General features: G+C 52.3%; 19 protein-coding genes. 18 read left to right on the forward strand and 1 reads right to left on the reverse strand.

Annotated elements, in window-relative coordinates:
• Positions 1-139 precede the first annotated feature (139 nt).
• From M3G15_RS10960 to nirD, 9 genes are all read left to right on the forward strand, one after another.
• Complete coding sequence (locus tag M3G15_RS10960; RefSeq protein WP_260070917.1) at positions 140-1198, forward strand: Gfo/Idh/MocA family protein; 1059 nt, start codon at positions 140-142, stop codon at positions 1196-1198.
• Positions 1199-1232: 34 nt separating this feature from the next.
• Positions 1233-2003 (forward strand): sugar phosphate isomerase/epimerase family protein, encoded by a 771-nt coding sequence (locus M3G15_RS10965; protein WP_009225298.1) that lies wholly within the window; start codon positions 1233-1235, stop codon positions 2001-2003.
• Positions 1996-3078, forward strand: a complete 1083-nt coding sequence (locus tag M3G15_RS10970) for a Gfo/Idh/MocA family protein (protein ID WP_260070918.1) — start codon at positions 1996-1998, stop codon at positions 3076-3078. Before M3G15_RS10965 ends, M3G15_RS10970 begins: the two co-directional genes overlap by 8 nt.
• 18 nt (positions 3079-3096) lie before the next feature.
• Entirely contained in the window at positions 3097-4065 is a 969-nt protein-coding gene (locus tag M3G15_RS10975; protein WP_085170742.1) for a sugar phosphate isomerase/epimerase family protein, read from the forward strand.
• A 169-nt stretch (positions 4066-4234) separates the two neighbouring features.
• Positions 4235-4552: a winged helix-turn-helix transcriptional regulator gene (locus tag M3G15_RS10980; RefSeq protein WP_009225301.1), complete on the forward strand. Its 318-nt coding sequence runs from the start codon at positions 4235-4237 to the stop codon at positions 4550-4552.
• A gap of 63 nt (positions 4553-4615) precedes the next feature.
• On the forward strand, positions 4616-5182 hold the full coding sequence (locus M3G15_RS10985) for an FAD-dependent oxidoreductase (protein ID WP_009225302.1): 567 nt from the start codon (positions 4616-4618) through the stop codon (positions 5180-5182).
• Between the two features lie 256 nt (positions 5183-5438).
• Positions 5439-6071 carry a hypothetical protein gene (locus M3G15_RS10990; protein WP_139817480.1) on the forward strand — a complete coding sequence of 211 codons (633 nt, stop codon included), beginning with the start codon at positions 5439-5441 and terminating at the stop codon, positions 6069-6071.
• Between the two features lie 239 nt (positions 6072-6310).
• Positions 6311-8743 (forward strand): nitrite reductase large subunit NirB, encoded by a 2433-nt coding sequence (nirB, locus tag M3G15_RS10995; protein ID WP_311202272.1) that lies wholly within the window; start codon positions 6311-6313, stop codon positions 8741-8743.
• 31 nt (positions 8744-8774) lie between these two features.
• Positions 8775-9122 carry a nitrite reductase small subunit NirD gene (nirD, locus tag M3G15_RS11000; protein WP_028538283.1) on the forward strand — a complete coding sequence of 116 codons (348 nt, stop codon included), beginning with the start codon at positions 8775-8777 and terminating at the stop codon, positions 9120-9122.
• A gap of 301 nt (positions 9123-9423) precedes the next feature.
• Here the strand turns inward: nirD and M3G15_RS11005 are convergent, their stop codons facing one another.
• A complete protein-coding gene (locus M3G15_RS11005) occupies positions 9424-10140 on the reverse strand; it encodes a Crp/Fnr family transcriptional regulator (protein ID WP_036645269.1) in 717 nt (238 codons plus the stop codon).
• 436 nt (positions 10141-10576) lie between these two features.
• Between M3G15_RS11005 and adhE the strand changes: the two genes are divergently transcribed.
• The 9 genes from adhE to nagZ all read left to right on the forward strand — a co-directional run bounded on the left by adhE (position 10577) and on the right by nagZ (position 25089).
• Positions 10577-13192 (forward strand): bifunctional acetaldehyde-CoA/alcohol dehydrogenase, encoded by a 2616-nt coding sequence (gene adhE, locus M3G15_RS11010; protein ID WP_260070919.1) that lies wholly within the window; start codon positions 10577-10579, stop codon positions 13190-13192.
• 249 nt (positions 13193-13441) lie between these two features.
• Positions 13442-15709, forward strand: coding sequence for a formate C-acetyltransferase (gene pflB / locus M3G15_RS11015; RefSeq protein ID WP_260070920.1), 2268 nt, complete (start codon positions 13442-13444; stop codon positions 15707-15709).
• A 115-nt stretch (positions 15710-15824) separates the two neighbouring features.
• Positions 15825-16565: a pyruvate formate-lyase-activating protein gene (gene pflA / locus M3G15_RS11020; RefSeq protein WP_260070921.1), complete on the forward strand. Its 741-nt coding sequence runs from the start codon at positions 15825-15827 to the stop codon at positions 16563-16565.
• Between the two features lie 209 nt (positions 16566-16774).
• Positions 16775-18160: an ABC transporter substrate-binding protein gene (locus M3G15_RS11025; protein WP_260070922.1), complete on the forward strand. Its 1386-nt coding sequence runs from the start codon at positions 16775-16777 to the stop codon at positions 18158-18160.
• 93 nt (positions 18161-18253) lie between these two features.
• Positions 18254-19138 (forward strand): carbohydrate ABC transporter permease, encoded by an 885-nt coding sequence (locus tag M3G15_RS11030; RefSeq protein WP_260070923.1) that lies wholly within the window; start codon positions 18254-18256, stop codon positions 19136-19138.
• On the forward strand, positions 19138-19965 hold the full coding sequence (locus M3G15_RS11035) for a carbohydrate ABC transporter permease (RefSeq protein ID WP_260070924.1): 828 nt from the start codon (positions 19138-19140) through the stop codon (positions 19963-19965). The genes M3G15_RS11030 and M3G15_RS11035 overlap by 1 nt, the downstream gene beginning before the upstream one ends.
• Positions 19966-20016: 51 nt before the next feature.
• A complete protein-coding gene (locus M3G15_RS11040) occupies positions 20017-21867 on the forward strand; it encodes a cache domain-containing sensor histidine kinase (protein ID WP_260070925.1) in 1851 nt (616 codons plus the stop codon).
• Positions 21842-23449, forward strand: coding sequence for a response regulator (locus tag M3G15_RS21515; protein WP_311202273.1), 1608 nt, complete (start codon positions 21842-21844; stop codon positions 23447-23449). The genes M3G15_RS11040 and M3G15_RS21515 overlap by 26 nt, the downstream gene beginning before the upstream one ends.
• A gap of 5 nt (positions 23450-23454) precedes the next feature.
• Positions 23455-25089, forward strand: a complete 1635-nt coding sequence (nagZ, locus tag M3G15_RS11055) for a beta-N-acetylhexosaminidase (protein ID WP_260070926.1) — start codon at positions 23455-23457, stop codon at positions 25087-25089.
• Positions 25090-25129 lie beyond the last annotated feature (40 nt).

A 25129-nucleotide genomic window follows, 5' to 3' on the forward strand; every position in this document is an offset into this window, starting at 1 on the left:
CACAGGGTTCTCGAAAAAAATGACCAGATTGTTCATGTTTCAATCATATTATTCATTTTACATTGGAGCAATTTGAAATACCATGGTACATGGGTAGCGCATCAAATTGACAAACATCTGCTTGGCAGGAGTGACCAAAATGACAGACATCCAGATTGGCATTATCGGCTGCGGCAACATCAGTCCGGCTTACCTCCGTCATTTGGCGAAGAGCGACAGGCTGAAGGTTGTGGCGCTGGCCGACCAGTTTCCGGAGAAGGCGCGCGAGCGGGCCGAGGAATTCGGAATTGAAAACGTATTCACAGTTGAAGAAATGTTGCGGCATCCTAAGATCGACCTGATTCTGAATCTCACGGTGCCTTCGTCCCATGCGGCGATTAACATTGCGGCTCTGGAGCACGGCAAGCATGTCTACGTGGAGAAGCCGCTGGCCATCCACTTGGAGGATGCCAGTCGAATGCTGGAGCTGGCCGCTGCACGCCATCTTCGCGTCGGCTGTGCCCCCGATACCTTCCTTGGCGCCGGACTGGAAACGGCCCGCAAGGCGATTCAAGACGGGCTGATCGGCCGTCCGGTGGCAGCCAGCGCGTTTATGGTAAGCGGCGGGCCGGAGAGCTGGCATCCGAATCCGGAGTTCTTCTATGCAGAAGGCGGCGGGCCGATGTTCGACATGGGGCCGTACTATCTGACGGCGCTGGTCCAATTACTTGGACCGATTCGCCGGATCAGCGGTTCGGCGGGAAGCCAGATTCCGGAGCGGACGATCGGGTCCGGTCCCAAAGCGGGCACCCCGATTCCCGTTCATACGCCAACCCATTACAGCGCAACGCTGGATTTTGTGGGAGGGGCGATCGGTACGCTGGTGACCAGCTTTGACGTGCGGGGCGGCAGCATGCTGCCGCGGATTGAGATTTACGGCACCGAAGGTACGCTGGAAGTCCCTGATCCGAACTGGTTTACCGGTGAGGTGAAGCTGCGTCGGGCCGGGGAAGAGACTTGGGAGACGCTGCCGCCGGTGTTTGCCAGCGGAGATAACGAGCGGGGACGCGGTATTGAGGAAATGGTGCAAGCGATACAGGAAGGCCGGGAGCATCGAGCCAGCGGCAAACTGGCTTATCATGTCCTGGAGGCGATGCATGCGGTTGCCCGGTCCTCGAAGGAAGGTCGGCATATCCTGTTGAGCCCTGTAGAGCTCTAATCGGACTTACTATGATGAAGAGGAGAATGAAATCATGACGAAGCTTGGTTTGCAGTTGTATACGGTAAGAGATCATTTGGAACGGGATTTTGAAGGAACTTTGCGCAAAGTGGCAGAGCTTGGCTATCAAGGGGTCGAGTTTGCCGGATTTTACGGGCGCACGGCAGAGCAAGTACAGGAGATTTTGCGGGAGACGGGATTAACGGCGATTGGTGCGCATACCCCATATACCCGGTTGAAGGAAGCGATCGACGAGGAATTGGCGTTTAATAAAGCGATTGGCAGCCGCTATATCATCGTTCCTTATTTGGCAGAGGAAGACCGCAACCGTTGGTCGGAAATCATCGAAGATTTGAAAAAATTCGGTGAAAAGTGCAAAGAGGAAGATTTGGTGCTTTGCTATCATAATCATGATTTTGAGCTGACGTTACAGCACGACGGCAAGCCGGTGCTTGACGCCATCTACGAGCAAGTGCCTGAACACCTGTTGCAGGTTGAGCTTGATTCCTGCTGGGTCGCCTTTGCTGGAGCGAATCCGCTGGATTATATCGCTACATATACGGGGCGGCTTCCGCTGGTGCACTGGAAGGACGTGGTCAAGAAGGCGGACGGTTCGCCGGATACGGTTGAGCTTGGCCGCGGGGAGATTGCCATCACGGAAATCGGCGATGCTGCGATTGCTGCGGGGGTGGAATGGTTAATCGTCGAGCAGGATCATTGCGCCGGAGATTCGCTCACGAGCATTCAGACAAGCATGGAATGGGTACGTGACTATGCGCAAAAAGGAGGTAAACTTCATGTCTAAAACGTTGAAAGTAGCCATTATCGGCTGCGGCGGGATTGCGAACGGAAAACATTTGCCAAGCCTGGCCCAGCAGCCTGAGGTGGAGATGGTCGCATTTTGCGATATTATCGAGGAGCGCGCAGCCAAAGCCGCAGCGCAATACGGCGGGGAGAACGCCAAGGTGTATACCGATTATCGCCAGCTGTTAGAGGAAAGCGATGCTGAAGTTGTGCATGTGTGCACGCCAAACGATTCCCACGCCGAAATTACGATTGATTCGTTGGAATCCGGTCGCCATGTCATGTGTGAGAAGCCGATGGCTAAGACGGCAGAGCAGGCTCGTCAAATGCTGGATGCAGCGAAGCGTACGGGCAAGAAGCTGACAATCGCCTACCAAAACCGGTTCCGCAGCGACAGCTTGTATTTGAAGGAGATTTGCGAAAAAGGTGAGCTCGGCGACATTTATCTGGGGAAGGCGCTGGCGCTTCGCCGCCGGGCCGTGCCAACTTGGGGCGTCTTCCTCGATGAGGAGAAGCAAGGCGGCGGTCCATTGATTGATATCGGTACGCACGCTCTGGATCTGACCTTGTGGCTGATGGACAACTATGAGCCGAAGAGCGTCACCGGTTCTGTCTTCCACAAGCTTGGCAGCCGCGAGAATGCAGCGAATGCATTCGGGCCATGGAATCCGGAGGAGTTCAAAGTGGAGGACTCCGCATTTGGCTTCATTACGATGAAGAATGGCGCGACAATCATTCTGGAATCAAGCTGGGCGCTGAACATCGTGGATATCGGCGAAGCCAAAACACTGCTGTGCGGAACGGAAGGCGGCGCGGACATGACCAACGGACTACGGATCAATGGGGAGAAATTGAGTCGCCTGTATGAAACGAAGATTGATTTGGGCTCGGGCGGTGTTGCCTTCTTCGAGGGGAAACAGGAGACCGAAGCTACTCGTGAAGCAAGAGCTTGGGTACAAGCGATTCTCGAGGATAAGGAACCGCTGGTGAAACCGGAGCAAGCGTTGGTTGTCACGGAAATTTTGGAAGCGATTTACGAGTCGGCGAGAACGGGTAAAACGGTTTATTTTGATTAATCACGGGAGGGACCGGAGATGAAATTAGGCGTATTTCTCGTATTGTTCGGAGGGCTCCCCTTGGAGCAGGCGCTGGATAAGGCAGCGGCACAGGGGCTAAAAGCTGTAGAGATCGGGACTGGAGGTTATCCTGGCAACGCGCATTGTAATCCCGATGTATTGTTGGAAAATAAACAAGCGCGGGAGGAGTTCAAACGGGCGGTGGAATCGCGGGGGTTAACGATCAGTGCGCTCAGCTGCCACGGCAATCCTCTGCACCCGCAAAAGGCGGTGGCGCAAGAGTTCCATGACGCTTTCGTCAAGACCGTTCAATTGGCTGAATTACTGGAGGTGCCGGTGGTAAATACGTTCTCCGGCTGTCCCGGCGATCACGAGGACGCGAAATATCCGAACTGGCCGGTTGCACCGTGGCCGAACGATTACCAGGAGATCCTCGATTGGCAGTGGAACCAGAAGGTGATTCCGTATTGGTCGGAAATGGGCCGTTATGCCGCAGAGCATCATGTGAAGATCGGTCTGGAGCTGCACGGCGGGTTCTCCGTGCATACGCCGGCCACGCTGCTTCGCCTACGCGAAGCGGCTGGGGAAGCCATCGGCGCCAATTTGGACCCCAGCCATATGTGGTGGCAGGGAATTGATCCGGTGCAGGCGATCTCGATCCTTGGCCGGGCTGGGGCGATTCACCATTTCCACGCCAAGGACACGACGATTGATCCGGTGAACGTGAACCGTTACGGGCTTACGGATATGCAGCCTTATACGATGATGCAGGATCGGGCCTGGCAGTTCCGTACAGTAGGATATGGCCATGATTTGAAAACCTGGGCGGACATTATCAGTGCCCTTCGCTTGTATGGCTACGATTATGTTGTCAGCATCGAGCATGAAGACGGCCTGATGTCGATCGACGAAGGGTTCACGAAGGCGGTACGCAATCTCCAGCAGGTGTTGGTGGAAGATTCTGCCGGCGAAATGTGGTGGGTATAAGTTACAACCAGCGTAATATACTATACTAGCGGCCGCCGCCTAGGCGGTCGTTTTTTTAAATGACCGGGCATCCCCCTTACTTTCCTCTAATAAATATGCTATTATGAAATATACTAACAAATTGTAAGCTTTCAGCCCTTAGGTCGGCGATGATAACGAGGTGAATTTTATGGATGAGCATTCCCAGGCAATGTGTCCGCGATTTGAATCGGCATTTTCGTTTTTAGGCAAACGTTGGAACGGTCTGATCATCAAAACGCTGATGGACGGTCCCAAGCGATTTAAGGATATTTCGAATCAGATTCCTTCCATGAGCGATAAAATGTTATCCGAGCGGATGAAGGATCTGGAATGTGAAGGAATCCTGGTTCGCCATGTCTATCCTGAGACGCCGGTCCGGATTGAATATGAACTAACGGAGAAAGGCCGGGCGCTTCGTCCCGTTATGGAACAAGTGCAGTCCTGGGCGGAAGAGTGGATTAAATAAACAACGAACATGCCGTTACCGGCGAGCGGGCGGCATGGAATATCATAGAAAGTAGGTGTACGTGTGGCTGATGTAATTGTTATTGGAGCAGGACCTGCAGGAGCTAGTGCAGCACTTTTCTTGGCGAAGGCAGGTAAAGAAACGCTCGTTCTGGACAGCAACTCCAGTATGACCAAACGGGCATGGATCGAGAATCATTACGGTGCGAAGGACATTTCCGGACCCGATTTGCTGAAGGTCGGCCGGGAGCAAGCGGAGAAATTCGGCGCGAAGTTCATTGAAGAGAAAGTGACTGACATCGATACGAACGGTGGTTCAACGGTTACGGTGAAGACCGAATCCGGCCGCAGTTATGAAGCGTCCCATATCATATTGGCCACCGGCGCGTTAACCGACCTTGCAAGCGCTATCGGTTTGGAGCTGAAGGAAGGCCGCGAACCTCGAATCAAAACGGTGATTGCTACGGATGGCCAAGGCCGTACGAGCATTCCGCGCATTTGGGCAGCAGGAACGGTTGCCGGGGTAAGCGTGCATACGATCATTACCGCGGGCGACGGCGCGAAGGTCGCGATTGAGTTGATCAGCGAAATGAACGGCGAACGCTACGTTGATCACGACGTACTTAAGTAAGACATCTGAACATACAACAGGCCTCCGATGACGGGGGCCTTTTTATTTTTGCCAATATCCATCAGGGAGCCTGAAATTTGAGAACCTGCACTTTGTCCGGTATGCTTAAGAAGAAGGAATACGATCTGGCCGAAGTTGGGAAAATGATGAGGAGAAAGGCAGGGCGGCTATGTTTAACAGATGGCGATGGTTCGTTGGATGTATGGCAGGACTGACTATAATCATAATCGCGTCGGCGTGCGCCCGCGGCCAGATTATGGATCAACCGACACCAGCGGAGACGCAGACAACAGAAGTAGAACACCCCCACGATATCACATTAATGATTGATGGAGGCACCTTTATCCCTGATGTGACGCGTAACCTGCATTTTGATTATATCGACGGGTTAACGGTACGTCATGCCTTGGCAAGCAGCGGGATTGTCAAATTTACAGAGGACCAGTCCGCCATTCAATCGGTGGGGGAGGTGTCGCTGGATTCGGCGTTGGAATGGGGGACCCGGCTAAATGATAAGGAGCTGGCCTCTACCAACTGGGATCAGGAGCTGCAAATGGGTGACAAGCTGCTGGTTTACGTCAAGACGGTGGACAGCTATGAAGCGATCTCGCCGCTGGCGTCCTTGCTGTTGATTATCGACGGGGGCAGTCAGAAGCAATATTTTGTCCATAAATACAGTGATAACACCACCGTTCGAGATCTCCTGAAGCACAGTGGATTGGTACAGTTTAACCCTAACCATAAATCAATTATCTCCGTCGGCGGCTATACCCCTAAGCAGGACGAGCAATGGATCCTGAAAGTGAATGGGAAGAAGCTGCTGGATAATGGCCTGGATATGAGATTAAAGCCGCAAGACTACGTGGAGATTACCTTGACGACGCAATAGAAGTACGATGTAACTTAGAGATCCGTAATCCTGGTGATCATCCGGGAGAGCGGATTTTTTTACAGAACATTGAAAAAGTTATGACAAAAGTATGTTAAAATTTTCACAATTAATGTGAATGGAATCACAAAGTCCTCCTTATTTGAAAAGTATACTGGGAGCATGGGAGCACTTCAAATTTTAACTATCGCTAAGTTGCATGAGACCCAGGTGTTTATTGGAGGAGGCATTCTAAAGATATGGGAATGGAACGAGAGAAACTAGTTGTTATCGGTAACGGAATGGCCGGAATCAGCACGGTAGAGCAAATCCTGAAGTTGACTACGAAATTTGACATTACGGTATTCGGAAGCGAGCCGCATCCGAACTACAATCGAATTATGCTGTCATATGTGCTGGAAGGCAGCAAAACGCTGGACGATATCGTGCTGAACGATTTGAACTGGTACAAAGAGAACGGGATCACCCTGCATGTCGGAACTGCAGTGGAACGGATTGATGCCGAAGCCAAAGAGGTCGTCGCCGATAATGGGTTGCGCGTCCCGTACGATAAAGTGCTGATCGCAACGGGCTCCAATTCGCTGATCTTGCCGATTCCAGGCAGCGATAAGGAAGGGGTCGTTGGCTTCCGTGACATCGCGGCCTGCAAGCAAATGTTGGAGGCGGCGAAGACCTACAAGAAGGCGGCCGTCATTGGCGGTGGACTGTTGGGATTGGAAGCGGCCAAAGGCCTTGTGCAACTGGGGATGGACGTGACGGTTGTACATTTGATGGAAGATCTGATGGAACGCCAGTTAGACCATCAGGCAGCGAGCATGTTGAAAGCAGAGTTGGAGCGGCAAGGGATCAAATTTAAGATGGGCGCACAAACGACGGAGCTGTTTGGCGACCATCGGGTTCGCGGCCTGCGCTTTGCCGACGGGACGGAGCTGGAGGCGGAATTCGTCGTTATGGCTGTGGGAATCCGACCTAATGTTGCGGTTGCTAAAGCCAGCGGCATCGAAGTGAACCGTGGGATCGTCGTGAACGACTATCTGCAAACCTCGCTTGAAGGTGTGTATTCTGTGGGGGAATGTACGGAGCACCGCGGGGTTTGTTACGGTCTGGTTGCGCCTTTGTTCGAGCAGGGGATGGTGTTGGCGAAGCATATCAGCGGCGTGGATACCGCGCCTTATGAGGGTTCGGTCGTATCGACCAAGCTCAAAATTTCCGGCGTGGATGTATTCTCCACCGGTGAATTTATCGATGGACCGGAGCATACAGTGATCGTCAGCAAGGACGAGTGGAAACGCACCTATAAGAAAATTTTGCTGAAGGACGGCAAGCTGGTTGGGGCAGTGCTGTTCGGGGATATCACAGATTCGGCTGAGCTGCAGAAGCTGATTAAGCAAGGCGCGGAGATGACCGATGAGTTGTACGAATCGCTGATGGGCGGGGGCTGCTGCGGCGGCACCAAGAAGAAGGCATCGGTCGAAACGATGAGCGATGAGGAAATCGTCTGCGGCTGTAACGGGGTGACGAAAGGCACGATCGTGGACTGCATCGTAAATCAAGGGATGACGACGGTCGACGAAATTAAAGCGAGCACCGGAGCGACTCGATCTTGCGGCGGCTGTAAACCGGTCGTCGAGCAGATCCTGCAATATGTGCTTGGCGATGGCTTTACCCAATCGGCGAAACAGGGGATTTGCAGCTGCACTACGCTTAGCCGGGACGAGATCGTTGCCGAGATTAAAGCGAAAGGGCTGCAGACAACCAAAGAAGTGATGAATGTGCTCGGATGGACGCAGCCGGAAGGCTGTTCGAAGTGTCGGCCGGCGATTAACTACTATCTAGGCATGATCTACCCGGATACCCATGAAGATGAAAAAGCTTCGCGTTTCGTCAACGAACGGATGAATGCCAACATTCAAAAGGACGGCACGTATACCGTGGTGCCGCGGATGTACGGCGGCGTCACAACGCCGGAAGATCTGAAGAAAATCGCCGATGTTTCGTTGAAATACAATGTCAAGGTGGTCAAGGTCACGGGCGGACAACGGCTGGATTTGATCGGCGTGAAGAAAGAGGACCTGCCGAAGGTGTGGGCAGAGCTGGATATGCCGTCAGGTTATGCTTATGCCAAATCGTTGCGCACAGTAAAGACCTGCGTTGGTTCGCAGTTCTGCCGTTTTGGCACCCAGGATTCAATGGGTATGGGCGCGCTGCTGGAGCGCAAATTCGAGCGGCTGGACTTCCCGGCGAAATTTAAGATGGCGGTTAACGGCTGCCCGCGTAACTGCGCCGAGTCGTGCACCAAAGATATCGGGATCGTTGGCAATGACGGCGGTTGGGAGGTTTTCATTGGCGGCAACGGCGGGATCAAGCCGCGCTTGGCGGACTCGCTGTGCAAGGTGAAAACCGATGAGGAATTGATTGAAGTGTGCGGCGCGCTGATGCAGTACTACCGTGAAACCGGCAACTACCTGGAGAGAACGTCGGAATGGGTGGAACGGATGGGCCTTGAGCATATCCGCTCGGTTATCGTTGACGATGTGAAGAACCGCAAAGCGCTGATGGAACGGATTGAATTTGCTTTGAAGCAAGTATCCGATCCATGGAAAAAAGTGCTGAACGACAACGAACAGCTTGGCAAATTGTATCACTCGTTAGAAGTGAGCAGCCAGCTGTAATACAGCGTCCTAGAGAAAGGGGTCATGGTGCATGAGTATGGAGAGTAAGGGCGAAACGTTTTATCCTGTTGGTGCCTTGGAGGATTTTCTGCTGCAAATCGGGCGTGTCGTGGAAGTGGCCGGCCTGCAAATTGCCGTGTTCCGAACATCGGATGGCCGGATTTTTGCGGCGCTGAACCAAAATCCGCATCCAAAGGGCGGACCGCTGGCCGAGGGGATCGTATCGGGTCATTATCTGTATGATCCGTTGTATGATTGGAAAATCGACCTGACCACCGGGCTCGTTCAAGCACCGGATACCGGGCAGGTCACGATGTTCCCGGTCAAGGTGGAGGACGAACAGGTCTACATTGCCGCTGCTGCTTTGCAGCAAGCGTAGTGCGGCTATCGACAGCGCGGTGATCGGAAGGTCGCCGCGCTATTTTTGAAGCATGAGGCAAGTTTGATTTGGGGGCGGTGCGGTATTCGTCGCAATGGCATATTGGTTCATTTCCCCCATGCGCAAGAAAGCATAGGGCTCATAACCACATATGTATCCCCCAACCTCATTGGGGAGCGAAGAGGATTGGGGGATTTTTTTTCACGTTACACGTTAATAGAAAGCAAAAAAACCGCCCTGCACTCAAGGGACGGTTCAAATCGCTAGAACTAACGCCGAATATGGGGGGAGTACTAGGCGGTTAAATGCGGCAGATTTCGTTCGGGCACAGCTCGCAGTGGCAAATATCTTGCAGCATGACCAGATCTTTGATCACGATCATCCCGTTCTCATAGTCCAGCGCATCCTTCTTGCGCAGGTCGCTCAGCATCCGGTTGACGCTTTCGCGCGTTGCCCCGATCATGTTGGACAAGTCAGTATGGGTGATCTTCTTATTGATCAGAATGGCGTCTCCGTGCGGCTCACCGTACGTATTGCTCAAGCGAATCAAGGTCGAGCACAAAGCGCCCGGTTTGCCGTACATCATCAGATCGCGGAATTTGGTTTGCGTCAAACGGTGATGGATGCCCATCCATTTCATGAAATCGATGGCGAAATCGCAATGCTGACAGATCATGATTTCCAGGTCCTTCTGCTCGATAATGCCGATTTCACAGTCTTCGATGACTTCGGCGGTAAAGCTATGCTTCGAGCTGAAGAACGGATCGGCTTGCCCAACCATATCGCCGACACCATACATGTAGAGGATCAATTCTTTGCCCTCATCCGTCGATTTCGTCAACTTCACACGGCCGCGCTTGATGTAGAACAGTTTATCGGAATAGTCACCTTCCCAGAACAAATGTGTCCCCTCGGGATAAGATTTGTCTTTCATCGTAACGAGAAGGCGATTGAAGTTTTGCTCTGAAAAACAGCTCGTATTGCCGCGGGGCAGGGTGGCATTCACAATTTCACTCATCATCGATTTCCCCTTTGTGCTCCAAATTTTTCTGAAAATTTTAAATTAATTATAACCCGTTTTTTTTAGTTTTTGGGGGCTGTAAAGCCCGAAAAAGTGAACATTGTGAGAAATTTCACTATGTCGAACAGTACGTTCTCACTAAAAACGGTGCAAAATAATAAACTGGCGATCGGTAAGTATTTAAAGGTGATACTATGTACACAATGTAAAGTATATATGAAAAACTTATCGTGACAAGTGAAAACTTTCAACTTTTTTAAAGTATGTGAAAAATTTCACTATACAAAATCAAAAGCCTGTGCTATGATCAAGACATAAAGAGAAGCGCACAAGCTTCATAAGGATTCGCTTGCAAGTGAATTTTTTCACAAATAAGATTTAGGACCACCATCTGCAAGCAATCCCTAAATCAAAATTTAGGAGGATGAGAGAGATGGCTGTTAAAAACGAAGTAGCTGCTAAAGCTCAGCCAACCGCGCAAGAGTATATTCAAACGTTGATCGACAAAGCCAAGAAAGCTTCCGAAGCATTCATGAGCATGGATCAGGAGCAGATCGATAAGATCGTGCAAGCGATGGCTTTGGCTGGGCTCGACAAGCATATGCATCTGGCGAAAATGGCGATCGAGGAAACGGGACGCGGCGTATACGAAGATAAAATCATCAAGAACATGTTTGCAACCGAGTATATCTGGAACAGCATTAAGTACCAAAAAACAGTAGGCGTCATCGAAGACAATCCTTACGAGAGCTTCCAAAAAATCGCCGAGCCGGTTGGGATCATCATGGGGATTACCCCGGTCACGAACCCAACGTCGACCACCATCTTTAAATCTCTGATCGCCATCAAAACTCGCAACCCGATCATCTTCGGCTTCCATCCATCCGCGCAAGCCTGCAGCACGGAAGCCGCTAAAATATTGCTTGAAGCCGCTGTTAAACACGGGGCACCTGCGGACTGTATCCAATGGATCGAAAATCCATCCATGGACCGCACGAACGCGCTGATGAATCACCCGGATGTCGCTTGCATTCTGGCTACCGGCGGTTCCGCGATGGTTAAAGCAGCTTATAGCTGCGGTAAGCCGGCCCTCGGCGTAGGCCCTGGTAACGTTCCTTGCTTCATTGAGAAGAGCGCCGATCTGGATCAAGCGGTCAACGACCTGATCCTGTCCAAAACGTTTGACAACGGTATGATTTGCGCATCCGAACAAGCGGTGATTATCGAAGAACCGATCTTCGACCAAGTGAAGAAGAAAATGATCGCCAACGGCTGCTATTTTGTAAATAAAGAAGAAGCTGCCAAGCTGACCGCAGGAGCCATCAACGCGGAGAAATGTGCGGTGAACCCTGCGATCGTTGGTCAATCGGCCGTAAAAATCGCGGAAATGTGCGGCATCGACGTCCCGGCCGGAACGAAAATTCTCGTTGCCGAGATCGAAGGCGTTGGTCCGAAATTCCCATTGTCCGCAGAGAAGTTGAGTCCTGTACTTGCTTGCTACAAAGTGAAGAATGCAGAGGAAGGCATTAAACGTGCGCTGGAAGTTGTGCAATTCGGCGGCATGGGTCACTCCTCGGTAATCCACTCGAACAATGAGGAAGTGATTCAACAATTCTCCGATCGGATGCCAACTTGCCGGATCCTGGTGAACCAACCTTCTTCGCAAGGCGGTATCGGCGACATCTACAACACAAACCTGCCGTCGCTGACGCTGGGCTGCGGATCGTACGGACGCAACTCGACTTCGTCGAACGTCACGGCCGTGAATCTGATCAACGTGAAAAGGGTGAATCATCGTACCGTGAACATGCAATGGTTTAAAGTGCCTAGCAAAATTTACTTCGAGAAAAACTCGACGCAATACTTGGCGAAGATGCCGGACATCTCCCGCGTCATGATCGTTACTGACCCGATGATGGTGAAGCTCGGCTACGTGGAAAGAGTCGAACATTTCCTGCGTCAACGCCAAACGCCGGTAGCCATCGAAGTGTTCTCGGACGTTGAACCGGATCCATCGACCACGACCGTACAACGCGGTACTGAGCTGATGGCGAAGTTCCAACCGGACTGCATTATCGCCCTGGGCGGCGGTTCGCCGATGGACGCGGCGAAAGGCATGTGGCTGTTCTATGAATATCCGGATACCGACTTCCACAATCTGAAGCAAAAATTCATGGATATCCGCAAACGGATCTACAAATATCCGCGTCTTGGCCAAAAAGCGAAATTCGTGGCCATTCCAACGACATCGGGTACCGGTTCCGAAGTTACCTCGTTCTCGGTTATTACCGATAAAATCAACGGCAACACGAAATACCCGTTGGCGGATTACGAGCTGACGCCGGACGTTGCGATCATTGACCCTGAGTTCGTCTACAGCTTGCCGAAAGTGGCTGTTGCAGATACCGGTATGGACGTACTGACGCATGCGATCGAAGCTTACGTCTCGGTCATGGCTAACGACTACACGGACGGTCTGGCGATCAAAGCGATCCAGCTGGTATTCCAATACCTGGAGAAATCGGCGCTGACCGGCGACAAGCTGGCCCGCGAGAAAATGCACAATGCTTCGACGCTCGCAGGGATGGCGTTCGCCAACGCATTCCTTGGCATCAACCACAGCTTGGCGCATAAATGGGGCGGTCAATACGGTACGGCCCATGGACGTACCAATGCGATTCTGATGCCGCACGTCATCCGCTACAATGCGAAGAAACCAACGAAATTCGCGGCATGGCCGAAATACAGAAACTTCGTTGCCGATGAACGTTATGCGGAAATCGCCCGCATTCTGGGTCTGCCGGCTCGCACGACGGAAGAAGGCGTGAAGAGCTTGATCAAAGCGGTGCGCGATCTGAACAAGAAGCTGGGCATTCCGGAATCGTTCCAAGCGCTTGGCTTCGATGCGAAGGATTTCGAATCGCGCGTCGATTACCTGGCGGACCGTGCCTTCGAAGACCAATGTACGACTGCGAATCCGAAGCTGCCGCTGGTCAGCGAGCTGGCTGAGATTTATCGCGACGCCTTCTATGGAAGATTTGAAGAATAAGTGAACAGGCGTGTAAAAATGGTGACAAATATCACTTATTGTGATATTTGTCACAATCTTTTTGGATAGGAAGAGCTATGATTACAATATAAATGATCCCTCAGAAGTTTGTTAACGGAGTGGAACCCGGTCCTTCGGGGCCGGGCACCATAATTGTCTAAGTTGTGAAAAGTATCACAAATTTTAGGGATCATGAGGCGCGGGATAGACCTTCAACCGCGACCACATATAAAAATGGAGGGAATCAAGATGTCGGTGATCGAAAGAGAAGTAACAGAAACCAAGGCGCAAAACGCATGGAGAGGCTTCAAACCTGGGAAATGGATGAAGGAAGTGGATACGCGCGATTTTATCCAATCAAACGTGAATCCTTATGAAGGTAATGAGTCCTTCTTGAAAGGCGCTTCGGCGAACACGAAAGCGTTGTGGGATATCGTATCGCAGCTGTCCGTGAAAGAACGGGAAGCCGGCGGGGTCCTGGATGTAGACGTGAACACGCCATCCACGATCACTTCCCATGCTCCTGGATATTTGGATAAAGAGAAGGAACAAATCGTAGGCGTTCAGGGCTCAGCCCCTTTCCAACGCACGATCCATCCATTCGGCGGGATCAACATGGTCATCAATGCGTGCAAAGCTTATGGCTTTGATCTGCCAGCTGAGATCGTAAATCTGTTTACAACGATTCGCAAAACCCATAACCAAGGGGTATTTGATGCTTATACATCGGAAATGAGAGCCGCCCGTAAGGCTGGGATCATCACAGGTCTTCCTGACGCATACGGCCGCGGTCGGATCATCGGGGACTACCGCCGCGTTGCCCTGTACGGCGTAGACTTCTTGATCAAGCAAAAACAACAAGAATTGAAATCTCTTGAAGTAGATGTCATCGATGAAGATGTGATCCGGCTTCGGGAAGAAATTTCTGAACAAATTCGCGCTTTAGGCGAATTGAAACAGCTCGGCGAAATGTACGGATTCGACATTTCCAGACCGGCGAACAATGCGAAGGAAGCTTTCCAATGGTTGTACTTCGGTTATCTGGCAGCGGTCAAAGAACAAGACGGTGCGGCAATGTCCCTCGGACGCGTATCTTCGTTCCTCGATATTTACATCGAACGCGATCTGGCCGAAGGAACATTAACCGAAGAAGCAGCTCAAGAATTGGTTGACCATTTCGTCATGAAGCTGCGGATCGTGAAATTCCTGAGAACGCCAGAGTACAACGAACTGTTCAGCGGCGACCCAACTTGGGTAACGGAATCGATCGGCGGGATGTCCGTAAACGGCAAGACGCTCGTAACCAAGAACAGCTTCCGCTTCCTGCATACGCTGTACAACCTGGGGCCGGCTCCAGAACCAAACCTGACCGTGCTCTGGTCGGAGCAACTGCCTGACGCCTTCAAGAAATACTGCGCGAAGGTATCGATCGAGACGAGCTCGATTCAATATGAAAACGACGATCTGATGCGTCCGATTTACGGTGACGATTACGGTATCGCATGCTGCGTCTCCGCGATGAGAATCGGGAAACAAATGCAGTTCTTCGGCGCTCGCGCAAACTTGGCGAAAGCTCTGCTGTATGCGATCAACGGCGGTAAGGATGAAAAATCCGGCGTCCAAGTTGGTCCGGAATATCCGGCCATCACTTCGGAATACCTCGACTATGACGAAGTGAAGAAACGCTTTATCCCGATGATGGAATGGCTGGCTAAGCTGTACGTGAACACCTTGAACGTGATCCACTACATGCACGATAAATACTGCTACGAACGGATCGAGATGGCGCTGCACGACCGCGACATTCTCCGCACGATGGCTTGCGGTATCGCCGGCTTGTCCGTAGCGGCTGACTCGCTCAGTGCGATCAAATATGCCAAAGTGAAACCGATCCGCAACGAAAACGGCATTGCCGTAGACTTCGAAATCGAAGGCGAGTTCCCTTGCTACGGGAACAACGACGACCGCGTTGACCAAATTGCGGTAGAGCTGGTTGAAACGTTTATGGGCATGATCCGCAAGCATAAAACGTACCGCAACTCGCTGCCAACCCAATCGGTATTGACAATTACGTCGAACGTTGTATATGGTAAGAAAACAGGCAGCACGCCGGACGGACGTAAAGCCGGCGAACCGTTCGCACCAGGGGCGAACCCGATGCACGGCCGCGACAAGAAAGGGGCGTTAGCTTCCCTGAGCTCGGTAGCGAAGCTGCCATATGAGCACAGCTTGGACGGCATCTCGAATACGTTCTCGATCGTGCCGAAGGCCTTGGGTAAAGACACGGAAACCCGGAAATCGAACCTCGTATCGATGATGGACGGGTACTTCGGCAGCAAAGCGCATCACTTGAACGTAAACGTCTTTGACCGCGAACAACTGCTGGACGCAATGGAACATCCGGAAAACTATCCGCAATTAACAATCCGTGTATCGGGTTATGCGGTGAACTTCATCAAGTTGACCCGTGAACAACAACTAGATGTCATCAACCGGACCTTCCACGGCAAAATGTAATAACCTGCTGACGGGCAGCAACAATTGAAGCTGAACGATAAAATGGGGAGTTGGGCTTGGATCGCCTTTCTCCTCATTCCTTTATCGGAGGCGAATTAGGGAAAGGGTGACGAAGATGCTTAAAGGTCGCATACATTCGTTAGAAACGTTCGGAACCGTAGATGGACCGGGGATTCGTTTCGTCCTCTTTATGCAAGGCTGCTTGCTGCAGTGCCAATATTGCCATAACCCGGACACCTGGAGCTTGACGGAAGGCAAGGAGATGACCGTCGAGGAAGTTCTGGCCGAGATCGAGCCGTATTTGAACTATTACCGTACATCGGGCGGCGGACTGACGGTATCCGGCGGCGAAGCGACGCTGCAGGCGCCGTTTGTCACGGAATTGTTCCGGGAAGTGAAGAAACGCTGGAACCTTCATACGACGCTGGATACGAACGGCTATAATGAAGGGGATAAAATTCGCGATCTGCTGGATGTAACGGATCTGGTCCTGCTGGATCTGAAGCATATCGACAACGAGAAGCATATCAAGCTGACGGGCAAACCCAACGATCGAATGTTGAAGATGGCCCGCTGGCTGTCGGATCATGATCGGAAAATGTGGATTCGTCACGTGTATGTGCCCGGCATCCACGACGATGAGCAGGATTTACTGGAGCTTGGGAGATTTATCGGCAGCCTGAAGGGCGTGGAGAAATTCGAAATTCTTCCTTACCACCAAATGGGCGTGTACAAATGGCAGGAGCTCGGTTGGGCTTATCCGCTGGAAGGCGTACCTTCGCCAACGGATGAAGAGATCGAACGAGCTTATCGGTTGATTCGTGAAGGCGAGCAGCAAGTACCAGCCAAACCGTGAAATCTATGTCATATATTCTCACGCTAAAATCCAATATCTCAATTCCAAACGGTTAAACCTCTCGATATACGTTAGGTTTAACCGTTTTCATTTTGGTTTTTAGAGGATATTATCCCCTTAATAGAAAAATGTCCTCCTTATCAAAGGTGGTGACGCTTTCTATAATGAGGGTGTATCACATAAACGAGTTTGAGGAGGGTCTATCTAACATGAGGAAGAGTTTGGTGCTGCTGCTGTCTCTTGTGTTTGTTGCATCCGCGCTGCTCGCCGGCTGCGGCAAATCCGGCAACAACGGAAACAATGCTGCCCCGTCGAATGAAAGTCAGGGCACGTCAAATGCGGGGACCGAAACGGAAACGAACAACGATCCGTTTGAAATCACGATCCGCCACACCCAGGTTGGGGAATCCAAGAAGTTCCGCCTGGCGATGCTGGAGGACGTCGTCAAGAAGACGGAAGCTGCTGTACCGGGCTTAACCATCAAGCTGGATGCGGTGGACTCCGAAGTGAACCGCAAAGAGAAGCTGCGGGGCGAAATGGCCGCGGGCAAACCGCCGGAAATCTTCGACGTATTTGGCAGTCCGGATGCCCAGCTATATGCCAAGGAAGGCCTGATGCTGGATTTGACACCGATCATCGAAGAATTGGGCATTAAAGATAAATTTACGACACTGGATCCGTTTACCCTTGACGGCAAAGTATACGGCTTGCCAATCGGGGGTTCCATCGAAGGGTATTTCTATAATAAAGAGTACTTTGAATCCAAAGGGCTGAGTGTGCCGAAGACGCTTGGGGAGCTGGAGCAAATCGCTGAGAAAATCAAGGCGGACGGCAAAATCCCGTTTGCTCAGTCCTCCAAGGATGCTTGGATTCCGCTGATGACGACCAATAACCTGTGGTCCTATTTTGCCGGTCCGGAGATCACTTACGGCTTCAAGACAGGCGCAACGAAATGGACGGACGAGAATATGGTTAAGGCGATTGCCAAACATCAGGAATGGGTTCAAAAAGGTTACTTTAAGAAAGGCGAACTGGGCTTTGAATACGCGGATATGAGAAACCAGGTTATTACGGGCGAGGCTATCATGATGATGGACGGCTCCTGGGCGAACTCCGTCTTCCGCGATCCGGCTCAAGCCGGCGATATGGTGGGTAAAATCGGCTTCTTCAATATGCCGCCGTTAAATGAAGGGGATCCGGTCGTCGTCATGCAGGATGCCAACAACGGTTACGGCTTCTCCAGTGCGGTGGCGGAGGATCCGCGGAAGCTGGCGGCCGTTAAGGAGTTCATTAAGAACATGTGGACGGAAGAAATGCAGCTGCGCGGCTTGAAAGAAGACGGCGTACTTCCGGCCATGAAGATGGATTTGGAGCAAATGAAGACGGCGTCCGACGACCCGCTGATGCAGGATATTTTTAGAGCGGTAAGTGAAATCGGCACTTCCTTCCCGGCGTTTGACGCGCTCGTGCAAGCGGAAGTGAATACGGCGCTGAGCATGGGCATTCAACAAATCATCGGCGGCGAAATCGAGCCGGCGAAGATGCTGGAAAATGTGCAGGCAGCGCAAGATGCAGCCAATGCCGCAGCGGAATAATCGTTAATTCTTAAGACTGATCATCGAACAAGGGCGTCACCCGCCGGCAGCGGTTCTGGGGACGCCCTTGCTTCCAACTACGGAGGTATAGGCATGAATAAAGCGCTCAGAAGTCCTCTGATTTACAGCTTATTTGTTCTCCCGGCATTGATCTTGTTTCTTGCCTTTTTCATCTATCCAATCTTTACCGCCATCAACAACAGCTTTACCAGCTGGAACGGTATTTCCAAGCATATGACCTATATCGGTTTGGATAATTACGAGATGGCGTTTAAGGATCAAGCGTTCTGGAAATCGGTGCGGAACAATGTATATTTCATTCTGTTCTCCTGTCTGATCCAAGTTCCGCTGATCGTTTTTTTCTCCCTCTTAATCGCAAACGTCAAGAAGCTCAAGGGACTGTATAAGACCGCGGTCTTTATGCCGTCGATCATGTCCACTGCCGTGATCGGTATTTTGTGGGGGTTCATTTATAACCCGGATTTCGGGTTGATGAACCAAGTGCTTGGGATCTTTGGCATTCCCCCGGTGTACTGGCTGTCCGACAAAAATTGGGCGATGCTCTCCATCCTGATTACGAATGCTTGGCAGTGGACGGGGTTCTACATCGTAATGGTCCTGGCGGCGATCCTGGCGATCCCGCGCGAGTTGGACGAAGCGGCGGCGATTGATGGAGCGGGCGGCATCCAACGGGCGATCCGAATCACCATTCCGCTGATCATGCCGATCATTAGCGTCGTCGTGATGCTGTCGGTGGCTGGCGCCATGAAAGCGGCCGATATTGTGCTGGTCATGACCAAGGGCGGGCCGGCCGGCTCGACGGACGTCATGGCGACGTACATGATCCGTTACGCGATCACCAGCTTCCGCCACGGGTTTGGCAACGCCATCGCCGTACTGATCTTTGCCTTTACGATCATTATTACCGCCTTGTACCAAATCCTTGTCGTTCGACGCACAGAAAGGATTGAATACTGATGAGAGTGCTGAAAAAGACGATCCCGCATCTGTTCCTGATGGCGTATCTACTCATCATTTTGTATCCGTTTCTGTTCGTGTTGTTCTCTTCGGTCAAAACCGATAACCAAGCGATCGCCTCCAATCCGTTTGGGTTGCCGTCGTCGATTATTTTTGACAATTACATGAATGCTTGGGTGAACGCCAAGATCAGCACGTTTTTTTTCAATAGCTTATATATCGGTGTATTATCGGCGTGCTTGTCGATCCTGTTTGCTGCGATGCTGGCCTTTGCCGTAACGCGCATGCGGTACAATCGGATCAGCGCGGTCGTGTTCCAGCTGATCCTGCTGGGGATGCTGATCCCCAACAACTCGTTGCTGCTGCCGATCTACGGCATGATGCGCAACCTGAACGTGCTCGACACGCATATGGCGTTGATTTTGCCTTATGTGGCGAACGCGATTCCGTTTTCGGTCATCATTCTGGCGGCGTTTATGCGCTCGATCCCTGGTGAAATTGAAGAAGCAGCTGTCATGGACGGTTTAGGCTCAGCGGGGATGTTCTTTCGCGTGATGCTGCCCCTGACAGTACCGGCGATCGTGACGGTGTTTATCATCAATTTCCTCGGCAACTGGAACGAGTTTTTGCTGGCGAACTATTTTCTATCCAAAGAAGAACTTCGTACGCTCCCGGTCGGGATGGTTGGGTTCCGCGATGCGTACAACACCAACTACGCGCAGATGTCAGCTGGCATCGTGTTCAGCGTGCTGCCGGTCATGATCATCTATGCGGTGCTTCAGGAAAAAATAATTGAAGGCGTTACGGCCGGCAGCGTTAAGGGTTAGATCGTGGCGTGTTAGAATAGGGATAGTCTTACCAATTGGGAGCTGCCGCCGATGAATTTGCGCATTAAGCTGTTTACCGCCTTTTTGGGTTTAGTCATCATTCCATTGTTTGTGTTAGGCATTATCACGTTTTGGATTACGTTTAACTCGATTGAGAAGAAATACAGCCAGCAGGCGGAATATTCACTGAAGGCGATCAGCTACAGCATTAAGAACGTCTTTCAGGAGATGAATAACGTCACGGATAATGGCATCTCCAAAGGGGTGTTTCAGGCCGCTTTATCAGCCAAGGACCCGGATACCCAGGATTTGACGGCCACGACCCAGCTGGAGCTGAACGCCAATCAGCGAAATTTCCGTTCCCTGCTGTATAGCCATCCGGCCATTGACTACGCGTTTTTGTACAACATCCATGGGGGCCGGCAATCCAATGTCATCGCGATATTTAATAAGGAAAATTTCGAGACGCTGCCCTACGAAAAATTCAAGGAGCATCCTTTATATAACGAAGTGATGGCCCTTAACGGCCAACCGAAATGGATCGCTCCCCACGAATATCCGGAATTAACCGGATCGGACAACGTGTTTACGCAAATCCGCCTGATTAAGGAGCTTAGCAATCTGGAGCGGGTTGGCGTGCTGGTGGTGCAGATCAAGAACTGGGAGTTCGAGAAGATTTTTCAGAACCTGAAGCTGGGCAGTCAGATGCGCGATACCCGGTTTATGCTGGTGAATGACAAAGGCCTGATTCTATACGATTATCAATTGGAGTTGGATGGACAGCAAATCGAAGCGTACCTGCCAAAAAAATTGAAATGGGAGAGCGGCGAGGGGTATCGGAGCTTTAAAGGTAAATTTAACAACCAAGAGAGCGTTATCTCCATTTATAAATTGCAGGATTATCCGTGGAGTCTAGTTTCGGTTACTTCCTGGAGCTATTTGTCGCAGGAGGTGACGACCTTTGCCAAATGGTTTGTTGCCATTATTTGTGTGTGCGTGCTGACGGCGATGTTATTTAACTTGATCTTTATGAACCGGATCACAGGAACGATTGGTGTGATTGTCAGGTTCATGCGCAAGGTGGAAAGCGGTGACCTGAAAGCTCGGGTAGATGAGAAAGGCGACGATGAGCTGCTTCTGCTGCAGAAGGGCTTCAATAACCAGATGGATAAAATCAATGAGCTGTTTGAGCAAGTGAAACGGGAGCAACGGCTGAAGGCCAACGCCGAGCTGCGCGTCCTGCAGGCTCAGATTAAGCCGCATTTCCTGTTTAATACGTTGGAATCGATTAACGTGCTTGCCGTCCAAAACGAAGGGCGTAAGGTCAGCGAAATGGTGCTGCGGCTGGCGAATATTTTGCGGATCAGTATTCAAGACAAGGAAGAGATCAAGCTGAGCCTCGAAATCGAGCATATGCGCAGCTATTTGGAAATTCAGAAGTTCCGTTTCGAGGAGTTGTTTGAGTATTCGATTGATATTCCGGACGAAATGATGAACTGTCTGCTGTTGAAATTAACGCTGCAGCCGCTCGTGGAGAACAGCATTCAGCACGGGTTTGAGGGCATCGATTATAAAGGCAGGATCACGGTCACGGGGAGAATGGAGCAAGACCGCATTCTGCTAAGGGTTGAAGATAACGGAATTGGGATGACCAATGAGCAGCTGGCGAAGATCCAATACGCGGATTTGGACGATCCGGCGTATCGTTCCATGGCGCCATATCCGAATCATGAACGCCGGGGCTTGGGGCTTCGCAGCGTGTCGGATCGGCTAAGATTTCAGTATGGCAGCAGATACGGATTGTTTATTTGCTCGCAGCCCGGGTACGGGACGACGATTCAATGTGTGATACCAAGATATGAGGCGGGGGATCACGATGAAATTAAAAGCGTTGCTGGTTGACGACGAAATTCATATACTCACGAACTTGTCGAAGGTTTTGCCTTGGGAGGAAATGGGGTTTGAAGTTGTTTTGTTGGCCAAGAACGGTAAGGAAGCGTTAGAGATGGCTTCGCAGCATCGTCCCGACTTGATCTTAAGCGATATCCGCATGCCGGTGATGGACGGCATTCAACTGCTGCAGGAGCTCCGGGAGCGGGAGATTCCTTGCGAAATTTTGCTGTTGACCGGGTATCAGGAATTTGAGTATGCTCGAACTGCAATACGTTACGGCGTGAAGGATTATATTTGCAAGCCGATCAATTATTTTGAGCTGGAGGAGACGGTTCGGGGGATCGCCAAACAGATTCGCGAGAAGCGCAAAAACCTGAACAAGGAGCAGCGGATGAACCAGGTGGTTGATCTGGCCAATGAAAACTTCCTATTACATTCCTTGCTCGGACAGGAGACAGATGCGGAAGGGCTGTTGTGGGACGACGAGGACGCCGGTGAAGCGAAGCGGCGTTACGCCATGCTGCTCTTGGATCTGGAAGGTTATTCGCACCGATCCATCGTCTGGACGCTCCATGAACGAAAAGCGTGGAATCTGCACATCAAGCATGCGCTGAAGGATGTATTTGGCGAAGTTTTGCCAGGCTTAACTGTGCTGCAGATCCGGGAGGGGGAATGGTGCCTCGTGTTCCCGTCCCCTTCAGCGGATCGGACAGTTGACGAGGAGACGCTGATGCCGGGCTTTGAGCGGATCCGACAGCTCATCCGCAGCAAGGAGGAACTTCCCGTTCGGATGTGCATGGCGGCAGGGCTACATGGTTTGCAGGAATTATCGCTTGTGTACCATCGCTTGCAGCATCGGTTGATTCTGGGAGCAGCGCAGGAAGGGTTCGTGAAGGCTGACGCGCTGCCAACAGACGATTTCGCCCCGGATAAGGACGCGGTGGAAGTGCAATGGGGCTGGATCGAGCAGCTTGGAACCGGATTGCGCAACGGGAGCACCGAGGTCTTGGATCGCATCGCCGGGGAATTGAAATCGTACATCGGCGGTCTGGATGAACGGCAGGCGTGTGCGGCGGAGAAGCTGATGCATTATTTGCTCATCCATTTGCTGCGCGAGATGCGCGAGCTGCACATGCTCCCAAGGGAGCAGGAAGAAGGGCTATGGAAGCGGCTGCGGGAGCCGATGAGCTTGAAAGAGTTGCTGTCGATCATCGTTTCGCTCATCGAGCATGCGCGCAGCTCCCTGTCCGCGAAGAAATCTACGGAGCTGCTAATGATGTCCGCGCAAAATTATATTCAGAACCATCTCGGCCGCGACTTTGGGATCGAGGACATCGCCGACTATCTCGGCATTAGCAGCAGTTATTTCTGCTTACTCTTTAAGAACCATTTTGGCGAAACGTTTGTAGAGTATTTGACCAAACAGCGAATGGAAATGGCGAAATGCCTGCTGCGTACCAGTGAGCGTTCGATCGCACAAATCGGCAGTTCAATCGGCTATCAGGAACGGCGATATTTCACGAAGGTCTTTCAGAAGTATACCGGCATGACGCCGTCGGATTACCGGCAGAAGGAATCAAACGTATCTTAAAACTAATGGATAAGCGGCAAGGAGGACGGCTCGTGGATTTATCAGCATGGACGTTGGAGGAGAAGATCGGACAGTTATTTATTTGTGGGTTCCATAGCTTGGTGCCGGACGAACAGATTCGGACGCTGGTGCAGCAGTATCATGTGGGGGGTGTAGTTTATTTCCGCCGGAATATCGCTTCGGTGGAGCAGCTTGCCGAGCTGTCACGAAGCTTGCAAGGCTTGCCGCGCAGCAAACCGGAGCTTCCGTTGTTTATCTCGATTGATCAGGAAGGCGGGATGGTAGCCCGGCTGGATCATGAAGGGATGAGCCGGATTCCCGGCAATATGGCGCTGGGGGCGGCCAATGATCCGGCGTTGACGGAGGAAGTGGCGCGACTGGCGGCCAAGGAGATGCTGCAGCTGGGCATCAACTTTAACTTTGCGCCGTGCGTCGACGTCAACAACAATCCGGCCAATCCCGTGATTGGCGTCCGCTCGTTTGGGGAGCAGCCGGACCGGGTGGCCGTGCATGGAGCCGCGGCGGTTCGCGGATATCAGGCCGAAGACGTGATCGCGACGGTGAAGCATTTCCCCGGCCACGGGGATACGGCCGTGGATTCCCACCGCGGCTTAGCCAGTGTCCCGCACGGGAAGGAGCGGCTGCACCAGGTCGAGCTGGTCCCGTTCCGGGAGGCGATTGCGGCGGGCGTTGATGCAATTATGACGGCGCATGTGATCTTTCCGGCGTTTGAGCCGGAGGGGACGCCGGCAACGTTGTCGCACCGGGTGCTGACCGGCCTGCTGCGGGAAGAGCTGGGCTTCGGCGGGCTGATCGTCACCGATTGCCTGGAGATGCAGGCGATCGCGGGGCATTATGGCATCGCCGAAGGGGCGGTCCAGGCGATCGAAGCCGGCGCAGACCTCGTGCTCGTGAGCCATACGCTGGCCGACCAGCGTGCGGCGATCGAGCGGGTAGCCGAAGCGGTGCGGAGCGGCCGGATCAGCGAGGCGCGTATTGACCGCTCGCTCGAGCGCATCTTGGCGCTCAAGGCGAAGCGGATCGGCAGTGCGGCGCAGGCGGTAGCCGCCGCGACCGCGACGGCAGCGCCGCTGACGCCGGAGGCGGAGAGCGCCGCGCTGCTGCGCCATGCGGCAGAGCGCAGCGTGACGCTCGTGAAGGGAGCGGGCCGCTTGCCGCTGCAGAGCGATCAGCCGGTGCTGGTCGTCTGGCCGGAGCTGCGGCACCGCACTGAGGTCGATGAGCCGGCGGTGCATCAATATACGCTGGCGGATGCGCTGCGGCCGCTTCATGGCCAGGTCGTCATGACGGTGATTGGAACGCAGCCCAGCGACGAAGAGATTGCTGCGGTACTGGAACAAAGTCAAGAGGTCAGCCAAATCGTTGTGGCGACCTACACAGCAGAGGGGGGGATCCCTGAAGGTCAGCAGAAGCTCGTCCAGCGCCTTCAGCAGCTGTCGGGCAAACGTCTGATCGTCGTATCTACGCGGAATCCTTACGACTTCAACGCGTTTCCTGAGATCGAGACCTATCTCTGCTTATATGAAAATCGTCCGTTTTCGTTGGATGTCGCGGCCAAGGTTCTGGTCGGTGAGCTGCAGCCGCAGGGAGTATTGCCCGTCAGCTTAAACCAGGATTAATCCAAATTTCATAGGAGCGCCCGGGAGTGATTTCCGGGCG

Origin of the sequence: Paenibacillus sp. p3-SID1389 (assembly GCF_025151705.1) — a bacterium.
GTDB classification, from domain to species: Bacteria; Bacillota; Bacilli; order Paenibacillales; family Paenibacillaceae; genus Fontibacillus; species Fontibacillus phoenicis.